Source organism: Geodermatophilus sp. SYSU D01045 (genome assembly GCF_054050295.1).
In genome coordinates this window covers 87,536-101,085 of record NZ_JBJGZB010000008.1, presented here as the reverse complement: position 1 = coordinate 101,085, position 13,550 = coordinate 87,536, and the positions used below count along the sequence as shown (strand labels likewise).

The window sequence follows — 13,550 nt, the reverse complement described above, 5'->3', positions numbered from 1 at the left end:
CACGCTGGTCACCCCCGGGGCGGCGGGGCATGGGTCATCTGACCGTCCCGGGACCGCTCCCCCGTCCCCGACGCCGCCGAGGTCGTGCTGATCCAGTCGTCGATGGTCTCCCACCAGCGGTAGAGCCAGTCGGTCAGCCCGGCCTCGTCCCGCGGCACCTCCGCGGCCGGGATGAACCACCACCGCAGGTGCAGCGTCTTGTCGATGGGCAGCCCGCGCCAGACGTCCCGGACCGTGCTCAGGTGCTCCAGCCCGGTGTGCGCGACGAGGACGACGTCGGCGTGCGGCGCGGCCTGCAGCGCAGCGACCACGCCGCCGGGGCGCGGGGGCAGCAGGTTCCGCATCGCCTCGGCCCGCCGCACGGCCGCGTGGTGCCCGCGCTCGCGCAGCCGCTGGAGCGCCCGCACCTTGCGCCGCGGCGTGTAGTTGGCGCCCTCGGGGAAGATGAGCAGCGCGTCCTCCTCGCCGAGGTCGCGGGCGAGGTCGGCGATGGCCTCCTCCGGGCTCGGCCCGGCCGCCGGGTCGGCGGAGAGGAAGGAGTTGGGCAGCCGGTTGAGGTAGACGTCGACCAGCGGGTCCAGCTGCAGCACGTCCTTGAGCACGATCCGCGGCTGGCGCAGGTGGTCGCGGTCCATGAGCGTGTGCACCAACAGGAACGAGTCGCCGGGGCCGGCGTGCCGGGAGAGCACCACCATGGCGTTGGTCGAGCCGGGCACCCCGTCGTCCAGCGGCGACCAGGACTCGCCGTCGGTGACCAGCCGCAGCGCGAACAGCCGCTGCGCGGTCCGCATCAGGACGTCGAGCAGCACCCGCAGCACCGTGTAGTGCGCCGCCCGGGAGCGCGGGGAGTCCAGCCGGCGGCCGAAGCCACTCACCACCCACAGCACCGCCGCGGCGGCCAGCCCGGCCACCTCGAGGCCGAGGTAGACCAGCCCGAAGCACAGGAGCCGCAGCGCGCGCAGCCGCCCGGGCAGGAAGAACGACACGAGCACCGCTCCGACGACGAGCACCGGCAGCAGCAGGACGGCGACCGCGAGCACGCCGACCAGCAGCGGGCCGGCGACCCGGCGGACGCGGCGCGGGGGCAGCACCTCAGCCCATCCCGCCCCGGCCGGCGGCGACCCGGTCCAGGTACTCCCCCGCCGCGGCGCACGCCCGCTCGATCCGCGCCGGCACGCCGGAGAAGTCGCGGTAGCGCAGGTTGGCCGCCCCCGGCGGGTCCGGGTCTCCCGCGGGCAGCACGTGCACCGTGACCCCCTCCGGCAGCGTGGCGAGGTCGGCGGTGAACCGGTGCCGGCGGGCGATCTCGAAGGCGACGGTGGCCACCTCCCACGGCCGGGACGGCGGGGACAGGGGCCGGTCGATCCGCCCGACGTGCAGCACGTACACCGTCGCGGCGCCCAGCGTCACCGCGCGGCCGACCGGGATGCTGTGCACCAGGCCGCCGTCGAGGTAGTGCTCGCCGCCGATCTCCACCGGCGGCAGCAGCCCGGGCACGGCGCTGGAGGCGAGCACCGCGTCGACCAGGTCGCCGTCGGCGAACCAGTGCTCGGCGGCCCGCTCGATGCTCGCCGCGACGCACTGGAACGGGACGCGCAACTCCTCGAACGTCGGGACCGGCAGGGCGTCCTCGAGCATCTCCCGCAGCGGCTCGCGCGGGTGCAGGTGCGTGCGGGTCCGGACCAGCGTGCCGACCCGGCCCAGCACCGACCCGGCGAACACCCGCCGCGAGGCCAGCTCCCGCCACAGCGTGCGCAGCCGGTCCACCGCGTCCGGCGTCGGGTCGGCGGCGACGAACGCGCCGTTGATGGCGCCCACCGAGGTGCCCACCACCAGGTCGGGCCGGACGCCGCGCTCGAGCAGCGCCTGCAGCATGCCGACCTCGGCCGCGCCGAGCACTCCCCCGCCGCCGAGGACGAACGCGGTGCCGCCGGTCGCTGCCACACCCCGCATCGTGGCACCCGGGCGGCGCACCGCCACTCAGCCGGCCAGCTCGGCCATCGTCCGCAGCGTCTCCGGCGACCCGGAGACCAGCATCGTGGTCACCAGCGAGGCCTCCCACGCCGCGAGGTCGTCGGCGATCTTGGCGCGCGGCCCGACGAGGGCGACCTTCTCGACCATCGCGAGCGGCACGGCCGCGACGGCCTCGGCCTTCGCGCCGGAGAGGTAGAGCTCCTGGATGCGGGCGCACTCGGCCTCGAACCCCATCCGGGCGAAGACCTCGTAGTGGAAGTTCACCCCGCGCGCGCCCATCCCGCCGACGTAGAGGGCGAGCATCGGGCGCACCCGGTCGGCCGCGGCGTCGACGTCGTCGTCGACCTCCACCGGCACCGTGCAGGCCACCTCGAAGTCGTCCGCGGTCCGGTGGGCGCCCGGCCGGGCGAAGCCCTCGGCGAGCGCCGCGCGGTAGTGCGCGTCGTCGTGCGGTGAGTAGAACAGCGGGATCCAGCCGTCGGCGACCTCCGCGGCCAGCGCGACGTTCTTCGGGCCCTCCGCGGCGAGCAGCACCGGGAGGTCGGCCCGCAGCGGGTGGACGGTCGGCCGCAGCGCCTTGCCCAGCCCGGTGCCGCCGGGGAACGGGATGCGGTACTGCTCGCCGTCGAGGCGGACCACCTCGCGGGCGAAGGCCTGCCGGAGCACCGCCACGTACTCGCGGGTCCGGGCCAGCGGCCGCGGATAGGGCTGGCCGTACCAGCCCTCGACCACCTGCGGGCCGGAGACGCCGAGGCCGAGGACGAAGCGGCCGCCGGAGAGGTGGTCCAGCGTCAGCGCGGCCATGGCGGTGGCGGTCGGGGTGCGCGCGGACACCTGGACGACGCCGGTGCCCAGCCGCAGCCGCGTCGTCCGGCTGCCGAGCCACGCCAGCGGGGTGAGCGCGTCGGACCCGTAGGCCTCCGCCGTCCAGACCGAGTCGAAGCCGAGGTCCTCGGCGAGCGCGACCAGCTCGGCCTGGCCGGGCGGCGGGCCGGCGCCCCAGTAGCCCAGTGACAGCCCCAGCCTCATCGCCCGTCCTCCCGTCGACCCTGCCGATCGTTGTGCAGGTCACACCATCCTGATAGACCTGACGCTGTCGTCAAGTCCGGCCGCGGCCCGCGCCGCGCCGCCTCCGCCGGGGGTTCCCCATGCGCTTCACCAGCGAGCACGCCGCCTTCCGGAAGACGGTGCGCGACGTCGTCGAGCGGGAGATCGCCCCGCACGTCGACGAGTGGGAGCGGGCCGGCACCTTCCCGGCGCACGAGCTGTTCCCCAAGCTCGGCGAGCTCGGCCTGCTGGGCCTGGAGTACGACCCCGAGTACGGCGGGCAGGGCGCCGACCACCTGTTCAGCGTGATCCTCTGCGAGGAGCTGCACCGGTCCGGGTGCGCCGGCGTCCCGATGGCGATCGGCGTGCAGACGATGATGGCCACGCCGTCGCTGCACGAGTTCGGCAGTGACGAGCTCAAGCGCCGCTACCTGGAGCCGGCCATCCGCGGCACCGCGGTCTGCTCGATCGCCGTCACCGAGCCCGGCGCCGGCTCCGACGTCGCCGGGCTGCGCACCCGCGCGGTGCGGGACGGCGACGAGTGGGTCATCAACGGCAGCAAGCTGTACATCACCAACGGCACCCAGGCCGACTGGCTGTGCCTGCTGGCCCGCACCTCCGACGAGGGCGGCCACCGCGGGATGAGCCAGATCGTCGTCCCCACCGACACCCCCGGCTTCTCCGTCTCCCGGAAGCTGGACAAGCTCGGCAACCGCTCCTCCGACACCGCCGAGCTGTTCTTCGACGACGTCCGGGTGCCGGTGTCGAACACCATCGGCACGATCGGCCGCGGCTTCCAGCAGCAGATGGCGCAGTTCGTCGTCGAGCGGATGTTCGCCGCCTACGGCGCGGTCGGCAGCTGCCGGCACGCGCTGGAGCGCACCCGCCGGTACCTGCAGCAGCGGCAGGCGTTCGGCCGGCCGCTCGCGGCCAACCAGTACGTCGTCTTCCGGCTGACCGAGCTGTCGGCGCAGGTCGACCTGCTGCAGTCGCACAACTACGCGTGCGCGCAGGCGTACGTGGACGGCGAGGACACCACCCGGGCGGCCACGGTGGCCAAGCTGACCGCCGGCCGGCTGCTGCGCGAGGTGGCCGACGCGTGCCTGCAGTTCCACGGCGGCACGGGCTACATGGAGGAGACCTGGACCTCCCGGTTCTTCCGGGACAGCCGGCTGGCCTCGATCGGCGGCGGCGCCGACGAGGTGATGCTGCAGGTGCTGGCCCGGATGGACGGGTTCGACGCGTGAGCGGCGCCCCGCTGCTGCAGGCGCTGGTCGACGACCTCGAGGCCGAGTCCGCCGACCTCGACGCGCGCGTCGCTCCGCTCGACGACGACGCCTGGCTCACCTCCACCCCCGCGGCCGGCTGGGACGTCCGCGACACCGTCAACCACCTGCGGTTCTTCGACCGGGACGCGCTGCTCGCCGTCACCGACCCCGCCGGGTTCACCGCGCTGGTGGCCGGACTCGGCGACGGCGCGGGCGACTACGTGGAGCGGCTGACCCGCGAGGGCCGCGCCGATGCCCCGGCCGACGTGCTGGCCGCCTGGCGGTCCGGCCGGGCGGCGCTGGCCGCGGCCCTGCGCGCGGCCGACCCCGGCGTGCGGGTGCCGTGGTTCGGGCCGCCGATGAGCCCGGCGTCGTTCGTCACCGCCCGGCTGATGGAGACCTGGGCGCACGGGCAGGACGTCGTCGACGCGCTCGGCCAGACCCGGGAGCCGACCGCCCGGCTGCGGTCGGTCGCCGAGATCGGCGTCCGCGCCCGGCCGTTCGCCTACGCCGTCCGCGGCCTGCCGGCGCCCGACCGCCCGGTGCGGGTCGAGCTCACCGGCCCCGGCGGCGAGCGCTGGACCTGGGGGCCCGAGGACGCCGCCGACGTCGTCCGCGGGACCGCGCTGGACTTCTGCCTGCTGGTCACCCAGCGCCGGCACCGCGACGACCTCGACCTCGAGGTCACGGGCCCGGCCGCGCGGGAGTGGGCGGACATCGCGCAGGCCTTCGCCGGACCGCCCGGCGCCGGGCGGGAGCCACGGGGCGGGGCACCGCGGTGACGGCTCCCCTGCGGGTGGCCAACGTGTCCGGGTTCTACGGCGACCGGCACGCCGCCATGCGCGAGATGCTCGACGGCGGCGAGGTCGACGTCCTCACCGGCGACTACCTGGCCGAGCTGACCATGCTCATCCTCGGCCGGCAGAAGGCCGAGGACCCGGCGGCCGGCTGGGCGCGCAGCTTCCTGTCCCAGCTCGAGGAGTGCCTGGGCACCGCGCTGGAGCGCGGCGTCCGCATCGTGGCCAACGCCGGCGGGCTGAACCCGCAGGGCCTGGCCGCCGCCGTCAGCGGGCTCGGGGAGCGGCTCGGGCTGCCGGTGCGGGTGGCCACCGTGAGCGGCGACGATCTGCTCCCCCGCCTCGGCGAGCTGCGCGGCCGGCTGCGCGCCGGCGACCGCCCGCCGGGTGACCGCGACGTCGAGGACGCGCTCACCGCCAACGCCTACCTCGGTTGCCGCGGCATCGTGCGGGCGCTGCAGGCCGGCGCCGACGTCGTCGTCACCGGCCGGGTCACCGACGCGAGCCTCGTCGTCGGGCCGGCAGCGTGGCACCACGGCTGGGGCGGCGACGACCGGGGCGCGGCTGACCTCGACGCGCTGGCCGGCGCGACCGTGGCCGGGCACGTGCTCGAGTGCGGCGCGCAGGCCACCGGCGGCAACCACAGCTTCTTCGCCGAGCTGCTCGACGCCGACCCCGCGGCACTCGACCACGTCGGCTTCCCGCTCGCCGAGATCGCCGCCGACGGCACATCGGTGATCACCAAGCACCCCGGCACCGGCGGTGCGGTGACGGTCGGGACGGTCACCGAGCAGCTGCTCTACGAGCTCACCGGCAGCCGCTACGGCGGGCCGGACGTCGTCACCCGCTTCGACACGCTGCGGCTGCGGCAGGCCGGCCCGGACCGGGTGGAGGTGTCCGGCGCCCGCGGGCTGCCGCCCCAGGGGCTGCTCAAGGTCGCGGTCAACCGGCTCGGCGGCTTCCGCAACGCGATGACGCTGCCGCTGACCGGCCTGGAGGTCGAGCGCAAGGCGGAGCTGCTGCGCCGCCAGCTCGCCCCGGCGCTCGCGGGCATCGAGGACGTCACCGTCACCCTCGCCCGCACCGACTCCCCCGACGCCGGCGTGCAGGAGGAGGCCGCGGCGCTGCTGCACGTCACGGTCAAGGACCGCGACCGCCGCAAGGTGGGCAAGGCGTTCACCGTGCCGGTGGTCGAGCTCGGCCTGGCCAGCATCCCCGGCTTCCACGCCACCTCGGCGCCGCCGAGCCCGTCCCCCTACGGCGTCTACTCCGCCGCCTGGGTGCCCGCCGAGGAGGTGCCGCAGGTGGTCGGGCTGCCGGACGGGAGCACCGAGACCCTGCCCTCCGCCGTCCCCGCCGCGGCGGCCGCCGACGTCCCGGAGCCGGCCGGGCCGCCCGCGTGGGACGACGACGGGCCGACGCGCCGCGTCCCGCTCGGCCGGGTCGCCGGCGCGCGCAGCGGCGACAAGGGCGGCGCGGCGACCCTCGGCGTCTGGGCCCGTGACGACGACGGCTTCGCCTGGCTGGCCGCCTTCCTCACCCCCGACCGGCTGCGCGCGCTGCTCCCCGAGGCCGCCGCGCTGCCGGTCACCCGCGAGCTGCTGCCCGGGCTGCGGGCGCTGCTGTTCCAACTGCCCGGGCTGCTCGGCGACGGCGTCGCCGCGGGCACCCGGTTCGACCCGCAGGCCAAGGCCGTGGGCGAGTGGCTGCGCTCCCGCGTGGTCGACGTCCCCGAGCGCCTGCTGCCCCCGGAGGTGGATGCGTGACCGTCCTGGACGAGCGGGCCGCGGGCAACCGCGCGGCGATGCTGGAGCGGCTGGCCGAGCTGGAGGAGCAGCTCCGGCTGGCCACCGCCGGCGGCGGGGAGAAGGCGCTGGCGCGGCACCGGCAGCGCGGCAAGCTCACCGCGCGCGAGCGGATCGAGCTGCTGCTGGACCGGGACAGCCCGTTCCTGGAGCTGTCCCCCTACGCCGCGTGGGGCACCGACTTCCCGGTCGGGGCGAGCACGGTCACCGGCATCGGCGTCGTCGAGGGCGTCGAGGTCGTGGTGTCGGCCAACGACCCCACCGTCCGCGGCGGCACGTCCAACCCGTACACGCTGCGCAAGTCCGCCCGGGCGCACGACGTCGCGCGGGTCAACCGGCTGCCGTTCGTCAGCCTCGTGGAGTCCGGCGGCGCCGACCTGCCCACCCAGTCGGAGATCTTCATCCCCGGCGGCCGCGGCTTCCGCGACCTCACCCGGCTCTCGGCCGCGGGCATCCCGACCGTCGCGCTCGTGTTCGGCAACAGCACCGCCGGCGGCGCCTACGTGCCCGGGATGAGCGACCACGTCGTGATGATCGAGGACCGCAGCAAGGTGTTCCTCGCCGGGCCGCCGCTGGTGAAGATGGCCACCGGCGAGGAGGCCGACGAGGAGTCCCTCGGCGGCGCGGCGATGCACGCGCGGGTCTCCGGCAGCGCCGACCACCTCGCCGTCGACGAGGTCGACGCCATCCGGATCGGCCGGCGGATCGTGCGGAACCTCAACTGGCGCAAGCAGGGCCCCGGCCCCTCCCGGCCGGCCGACCCGCCGCTGCACGACCCGGAGGAGCTGCTCGACCTCGCCCCGGCCGACCTGCGGCAGCCGCTGGACCCGCGCGACGTCCTGGCCCGGGTCGTCGACGGCAGCCGGTTCGACGAGCACAAGCCGCTCTACGGCACCTCGCTGGTCACCGGCTGGGCGAGCATCCACGGCTACCCGGTCGGCGTGCTGGCCAACGCCCGCGGCGTGCTGTTCCGGCAGGACGCCGAGAAGGCCGCGCAGTTCATCCAGCTGGCCAACCAGACCGACACCCCGCTGCTGTTCCTGCAGAACACCACCGGCTACATGGTCGGCACCGAGTACGAGCAGGACGGGATCATCAAGGCCGGCTCGCAGATGATCAACGCGGTCTCCAACAGCACCGTCCCGCACCTGACCGTCAACATCGGCGCCTCCTACGGCGCCGGCAACTACGGCATGTGCGGCCGGGCCTACGAGCCCCGCTTCCTGTTCACCTGGCCCAACGCCAAGAGCGCGGTCATGGGCCCGGCGCAGCTGGCCGGCGTCCTCGACATCGTCGGCCGGGCCAGCGCCCGGGCCCGCGGCCGGGACTACGACGAGGAGGCCGCGGCCGCGATGCGCGCCGCGGTGGAGCAGCAGATCGAGACGGAGTCGCTGGCGCTGTTCCTCTCCGGCCGGCTCTACGACGACGGGATCATCGACCCCCGCGACACCCGCACCGTCCTCGGCCTCGCCCTGTCGGCGGTCCACAACGCCCCGGTGAGAGGACTGCACGACGGATGGGGGGTGTTCCGGCTGTGACCCGCGCGCTCACCTGCGTGCTGGTCGCCAACCGCGGCGAGATCGCCCGGCGGGTGTTCCGCACCGCCCGCGCCATGGGCCTGCGGACCGTCGCCGTGTACTCCGACGCCGACGCCGGGGCGCCGTTCGTGGCCGAGGCCGACGTCGCGGTGCGGCTGCCGGGCAGCACGCCCGCCGAGACCTACCTGCGCGCCGACCTCGTGGTGGCCGCCGCGCTGCGCGCCGGCGCCGACTGCGTGCACCCCGGCTACGGCTTCCTGTCCGAGAACGCCGACTTCGCCCGCGCCGTCGAGGACGCCGGGCTGGTGTTCGTCGGGCCCGGGCCCGACGCCGTGCGGGCGATGGGCAGCAAGCTCACCGCCAAGGAGCTCATGGGCCGGGCCGGGGTGCCCGTGCTGCCGAGCGTGGACGCCACGGGCCTGTCCGGCGACACCCTGGCCAAGGCCGCCGACGAGGTCGGCTACCCGCTGCTGGTGAAGGCGTCCTTCGGCGGCGGCGGGCGCGGCATGCGGACCGTCCGCGACGCCGGCGAGCTGGCCGAGGCGGTGGAGGGCGCCGGCCGGGAGGCGGCGTCGGCGTTCGGCGACGGCACGGTGTTCCTCGAGCGGCTGGTCGAGCGCCCGCGGCACGTCGAGGTGCAGGTGTTCGGCGACCGGCACGGGACGACGGTGGCGCTGTTCGAGCGGGAGTGCTCCATCCAGCGCCGGCACCAGAAGGTGGTCGAGGAGGCGCCCTCCCCCGCCGTCGGGCCGGAGCTCCGCCGGCGGCTGCAGGACGCCGCCGTGGCCGCCGCGCGGGCGATCGGCTACGTCGGCGCCGGCACCGTGGAGTTCCTGCTCGACGAGGGCGGGGACTTCTGGTTCCTCGAGATGAACACCCGGCTGCAGGTCGAGCACCCGGTCACCGAGGCGGTCACCGGCCTGGACCTGGTGCGCCTGCAGTTCGACGTCGCCGCCGGCCGCCCGCTGCCCCCGGAGGCGGTCTCCCCCACCCTGTCCGGCGCCGCGGTCGAGGTGCGCCTCTACGCCGAGGACCCGGCGCGCGACTGGCTGCCGCAGTCGGGCCGGCTGGCCGATTTCTCGGTGCCGGCCGACGCGGAGTTCCGCACGCCGCCCGGGCCGGGAGTCCGGCTGGACAGCGGCTTCCGCACGGGCGACGACGTCGGCGTGCACTACGACCCGATGCTCGCCAAGGTCGTCGCCTGGGCACCGGACCGCTCGTCGGCCGCGCTGGCGCTGGCCGGCGCGCTCGCCCGGGCCCGGCTGCACGGGCCGGTCACCAACCGCGACCTGCTCGTCCGCGTGCTGCGGCACCCGGCCTTCCTCGCCGGCGAGACCGACACCGGCTTCCTGGACCGGCACGGCCTCGACGTCCTCGCCGCCCCGCTGGTCGACGACGCCGGCCGCCGCGTGCACGCCGTCGCCGCCGCGCTGGCCGGGGCGGCGCTGCGGCGGGCGGCCGCGCCGGTGCTGGCCGGGCTGCCCTCGGGCTGGCGCAACAACCCCACGATGCCGCAGACCACCGCGTTCGACGCCGGCACCGTGCACTACCGCCTGCACCGCGACGGCGTGACCGCCGACGTCGACGGCGAGCCGGTGGACCTCCTCGTCCTCGGCACGGAGGTGACCGGCCCGGGCCGGGTCCGGCTCGACGTCGAGACCGGCGGGCTGCGCGGCGCCTACGAGGTGCACGTCGACGGCGACCGCAGCTTCGTCGACGGCCCCGACGGCGCGACGGCGTTCACCGAGCTGCCGCGCTTCCCCGAGTCGTCCGCCGCGGTGGCGCCCGGCTCGCTCACCGCGACCATGCCCGGCGCGGTCACGCGGGTGGCCGTGGCCGAGGGCGACGAGGTCCGCGCCGGGCAGCTGGTGCTGGTCCTCGAGGCCATGAAGATGGAGCACCCCGTGGTCGCGCCGGCCGACGGGGTGGTCACCTCCCTGCCCGCCGACGTGGGCGCGCAGGTGGAGACGGGCGCGGTGCTCGCGGTCGTCAGCCCGACAGCCCCCGAGAGCGGAGGAGACCGCGGTGCGTCCTGACCTGTCCGGCATCGACCCCCTGGAGCTCAACCTCGCCACCCGGTTCTCGGTGGGCGACGTGCTGACCCGCTCCGCGCAGCTGTTCCCCGGCCGCACCGCGATCGTCGACGGCGAGGAGGAGGTCACCTACGCCCGCCTCGACGCCGCCGCCGAGGCGTTCGGCCGCGGCCTGCTCGACGCCGGCGTGCGCCACCAGGAGCCGGTGGCCTTCCTGCTCGGCAACTCGTGGCGCTTCGCCGCGAGCTTCTTCGGCTGCGCCAAGGCCGGGCTGGTCGCGCTGCCGGTCAACCTGATGCTGGCGCCCGAGGACGTCGGGTGGATCCTCGCCGACTCCGGCACGGAGACCGTCGTCGCCGACCCGGTGTTCCTGCCGCTGCTCGAGGCCGTGCTGCCCGGGCTCCCCGCGGTCACCCGGGTGGTCGTCACCGGGGACGCCCCGGCGCAGGTCGCCGGGCGCGACGTGCTGCGGTGGGACGACGTCGCCGCCGACCCGACGCCGGTGCAGGTGATCGTCGACGACCGCGACACCGTGCACTGCCTGTACACCTCGGGCACCACCGCGCGGCCCAAGGGCGTGCTGACCAGCCACCTGGCGGTGCACGTCGGCGTGCTGAGCAACGCGCTGCAGGTCGGCCACCGGCGCGGCGACGAGTTCTCCGTCCTGCCGATCGTGCTGCCGCTGTTCCACACCACCGCGCTGGACACCCTGCTGCTGCCGGTCCTGCTCACCGGGGGCACCGCGGTCCTGCCCGGCGGCTTCGACCCCGAGGCCTTCCTCGAGGTGGTCGAGCGCCGCCGGGCGACCCACCTGATGCTGCTGCCGATGATGTACGCCGCGCTGCTCGCCGCCCCGGGCATCCGGACGCGGGATCTGTCCTCGGTGCAGCTGTGCATCTACGCGATGGCCCCGATGCCGCAGGAGCGGATCACCGCGATCGCCGCCGCGTTCCCGAACGCGAGGGTGCTGCTGGGCTCGGGGCAGACCGAGTGCGTGCCGGCGACGGTGTTCCAGTGGCCCTCGCACCAGGAGACGAAGGCGGCGTCGTGGGGGCCGTCGACGGTCACCGTCGACACCCGCGTCATGGACCCGGCGGGCCGGCTGCTGCCGCCGGGTGAGACCGGGGAGATCGTCTACCGCGGCCCGCACGTGATGAGCGGGTACTGGAACGACCCGGCGGCGAACACCGCCGCGTTCGCGCACGGCTGGTTCCACTCCGGCGACGTCGGCCACCTCGACGACGAGGGCGTCGTGTGGTTCACCGACCGGGTCAAGGACATGGTGAAGACCGGCGGGGAGAACGTCTCCTCCGTCGAGGTGGAGCGGGTACTGCTGGCGTCCCCGGAGATCGTCGAGGCCGCGGTGATCGGCGTCCCGGACGACCGCTGGGGCGAGGCGGTCACCGGCGTCGTCGTGCCGGCCGACCCGGACGCCGACCCCGCCGCGCTCGCGGAACGGCTGCTCGCCCACTGCCGGGCGCACCTGGCCGGCTTCCAGGTGCCCAAGCGGATCGAGGTCCGCACCGGGCTGCCGAAGACCGCCACCGGCAAGATCCAGAAGCACGAGCTGCGCGACGAGTTCCGTGGCTGACGCGCCCCTGGTCACCGTCGCCCGTCGCGGGCCGGCGGCGGTGGTGACGCTGGACTCCCCCACGAACCGCAACGCGCTGTCCCGCGCCCTGCTCGAGCAGCTGCACGCCGCGCTGCGGGAGGCGCTCGCCGACGACGCGGTGCGGGTGCTGGTGCTGACCGGCGCCGGGCCGGTGTTCTGCTCCGGCGCCGACCTCAAGGAGCAGCGCGCCGGCGGCGGTCCCGGGCCGGTCGGCCTGCCGGAGGTCCTCACCCTGCTGATGGAGGGGCCGAAGCCCGTGGTGGCGCGGGTCAACGGCGCCGCCCGCGCCGGGGGCCTCGGGCTGATCGCGGCCTGCGACCTCACCGTGGGCCTCGCCGGGGCGACGTTCGGCTTCAGCGAGGTCCGCATCGGGGTGGCGCCGGCGGTCATCGCCGTCCCCTGCCTGCGGCGCATGGACCCGCGGGCGGCGCGCGAGCTGTTCCTCACCGGCGAGCCCTTCGACGGCGCCCGCGCCCGGGAGGCCGGCCTGCTCGACCGCGCGGTGGCCGACGGCGACCTCGACGCCACGGTCGACGACCTCGTCGGTCAGCTCGCGCTGGGCGCACCGGAGGCGCTCGCCGTCACCAAGCGACTGCTGCGCGAGCTGCCCGGCGCCGACCTGCAGGAGGACCTCCGCCGGATGGCCGCGCTGTCGGCGGAGCGGTTCGGCTCAGCCGAGGCGCGCGAGGGCGTCGCCGCGCTGCTGGGGAAGCGCCGCCCCTCCTGGGTCACCGGCTAGGCCGGCCGGCGCCGCCGTCGGGCCAGGCCGAGGCCGGCAGGCCGATGGCGCCGGCCCACAGCCGGGTGAGCACCTCGACGGCGGCGTCCTCGTCGAGGTCCTCCACCGGGTCCTGCCACAGGTGCGCGAACGACTCGACCATCGCCCCGAGCGCGCTGGCCGCCGCGCGCGGCGGCAGGGAGGCGTCGGCCAGCCCCAGCTCCTGCAGCCGCTCCAGGCCCTCCATGCCGCGCCGCACGAACGCCTCCCGGACGTCGACCCGCAGCCGCCGGAACTCCTCGCGGGTGTCGGCCAGCGAGTCCAGGACGCGCAGGATCCGGGCGTGCCGGGTGACCGCCGTGAGGTACAGCCGGTTGGCCGCCTCGATCCGCTCGTAGGGTGCGTCGGCCGGTAGCCGCGGGCCCACCGCGGTGGCGGTGAACAGGTCCTCCACCACGACCGCGACGATCGCCCGCAGCAGCGACTCCTTGGAGTCGAACCAGGTGTAGAAGGTGCCGTGCGAGACGCCGGCCCGCTCGGACACCGCGTCGATCCGGACGTCGGCGAACCCGCGCTCCTCGAACAGCTCGCGGCCGGCCTGCAGCAGCGCGGCCCGGGTGCGCCGTCCCCGGTCGGTCACGGGGAGCTGGTCCTGCTGCGCGCCTGCCTGCGTGCCGGTCATCGCCCCACCTCCGCGTCCTCGGGCCCGGGCAGCCTGACACAGGCCGCAGGCAGTTGACGACCGCGTCAGGTCCTCG

The 13,550-nt window shown here is 75.9% G+C and carries 11 protein-coding genes; 7 read left to right on the top strand and 4 right to left on the bottom strand.

The annotated features are described in order from the left end of the window. Window positions 1–8: 8 nt before the first annotated feature. Genes ACI798_RS08635 through ACI798_RS08625 form a run of 3 tightly spaced genes read right to left on the bottom strand, consistent with a single transcriptional unit; the run spans window position 9 to window position 3,003 of the window. A complete protein-coding gene (locus ACI798_RS08635; protein ID WP_457047705.1) occupies window positions 9–1,091 on the bottom strand; it encodes a lysophospholipid acyltransferase family protein in 1,083 nt (360 codons plus the stop codon). 1 nt (window position 1,092) lies between these two features. Further along, a complete protein-coding gene (locus tag ACI798_RS08630) occupies window positions 1,093–1,944 on the bottom strand; it encodes a patatin-like phospholipase family protein (RefSeq protein WP_457047704.1) in 852 nt (283 codons plus the stop codon). A gap of 36 nt (window positions 1,945–1,980) precedes the next feature. Beyond that, window positions 1,981–3,003 (bottom strand): LLM class F420-dependent oxidoreductase, encoded by a 1,023-nt coding sequence (locus tag ACI798_RS08625; protein ID WP_457047703.1) that lies wholly within the window; start codon window positions 3,001–3,003, stop codon window positions 1,981–1,983. A gap of 119 nt (window positions 3,004–3,122) precedes the next feature. Between ACI798_RS08625 and ACI798_RS08620 the strand changes: the two genes are divergently transcribed. Genes ACI798_RS08620 through ACI798_RS08590 form a run of 7 tightly spaced genes read left to right on the top strand, consistent with a single transcriptional unit; the run spans window position 3,123 to window position 12,813 of the window. After that, window positions 3,123–4,268 carry an acyl-CoA dehydrogenase family protein gene (locus ACI798_RS08620; protein WP_457047702.1) on the top strand — a complete coding sequence of 382 codons (1,146 nt, stop codon included), beginning with the start codon at window positions 3,123–3,125 and terminating at the stop codon, window positions 4,266–4,268. Continuing rightward, the gene (locus ACI798_RS08615; RefSeq protein ID WP_457047701.1) at window positions 4,265–5,071 is read left to right on the top strand and encodes a TIGR03084 family metal-binding protein; all 807 of its coding nucleotides are present in this window, start codon (window positions 4,265–4,267) and stop codon (window positions 5,069–5,071) included. Before ACI798_RS08620 ends, ACI798_RS08615 begins: the two co-directional genes overlap by 4 nt. Continuing rightward, on the top strand, window positions 5,068–6,852 hold the full coding sequence (locus tag ACI798_RS08610; protein WP_457047700.1) for an acyclic terpene utilization AtuA family protein: 1,785 nt from the start codon (window positions 5,068–5,070) through the stop codon (window positions 6,850–6,852). Before ACI798_RS08615 ends, ACI798_RS08610 begins: the two co-directional genes overlap by 4 nt. Continuing rightward, window positions 6,849–8,429 carry an acyl-CoA carboxylase subunit beta gene (locus ACI798_RS08605; protein ID WP_456939284.1) on the top strand — a complete coding sequence of 527 codons (1,581 nt, stop codon included), beginning with the start codon at window positions 6,849–6,851 and terminating at the stop codon, window positions 8,427–8,429. Before ACI798_RS08610 ends, ACI798_RS08605 begins: the two co-directional genes overlap by 4 nt. Then, window positions 8,426–10,465: an ATP-binding protein gene (locus tag ACI798_RS08600; RefSeq protein ID WP_457047699.1), complete on the top strand. Its 2,040-nt coding sequence runs from the start codon at window positions 8,426–8,428 to the stop codon at window positions 10,463–10,465. The genes ACI798_RS08605 and ACI798_RS08600 overlap by 4 nt, the downstream gene beginning before the upstream one ends. After that, window positions 10,455–12,053 carry an AMP-binding protein gene (locus tag ACI798_RS08595; RefSeq protein ID WP_457047698.1) on the top strand — a complete coding sequence of 533 codons (1,599 nt, stop codon included), beginning with the start codon at window positions 10,455–10,457 and terminating at the stop codon, window positions 12,051–12,053. The genes ACI798_RS08600 and ACI798_RS08595 overlap by 11 nt, the downstream gene beginning before the upstream one ends. Continuing rightward, a complete protein-coding gene (locus tag ACI798_RS08590) occupies window positions 12,046–12,813 on the top strand; it encodes an enoyl-CoA hydratase-related protein (protein ID WP_457047697.1) in 768 nt (255 codons plus the stop codon). Before ACI798_RS08595 ends, ACI798_RS08590 begins: the two co-directional genes overlap by 8 nt. On the opposite strand, the gene ACI798_RS08585 is transcribed toward ACI798_RS08590, so the two are convergent. Beyond that, window positions 12,803–13,474 (bottom strand): TetR/AcrR family transcriptional regulator, encoded by a 672-nt coding sequence (locus ACI798_RS08585; protein ID WP_456939288.1) that lies wholly within the window; start codon window positions 13,472–13,474, stop codon window positions 12,803–12,805. The genes ACI798_RS08590 and ACI798_RS08585 overlap by 11 nt on opposite strands. Window positions 13,475–13,550 lie beyond the last annotated feature (76 nt).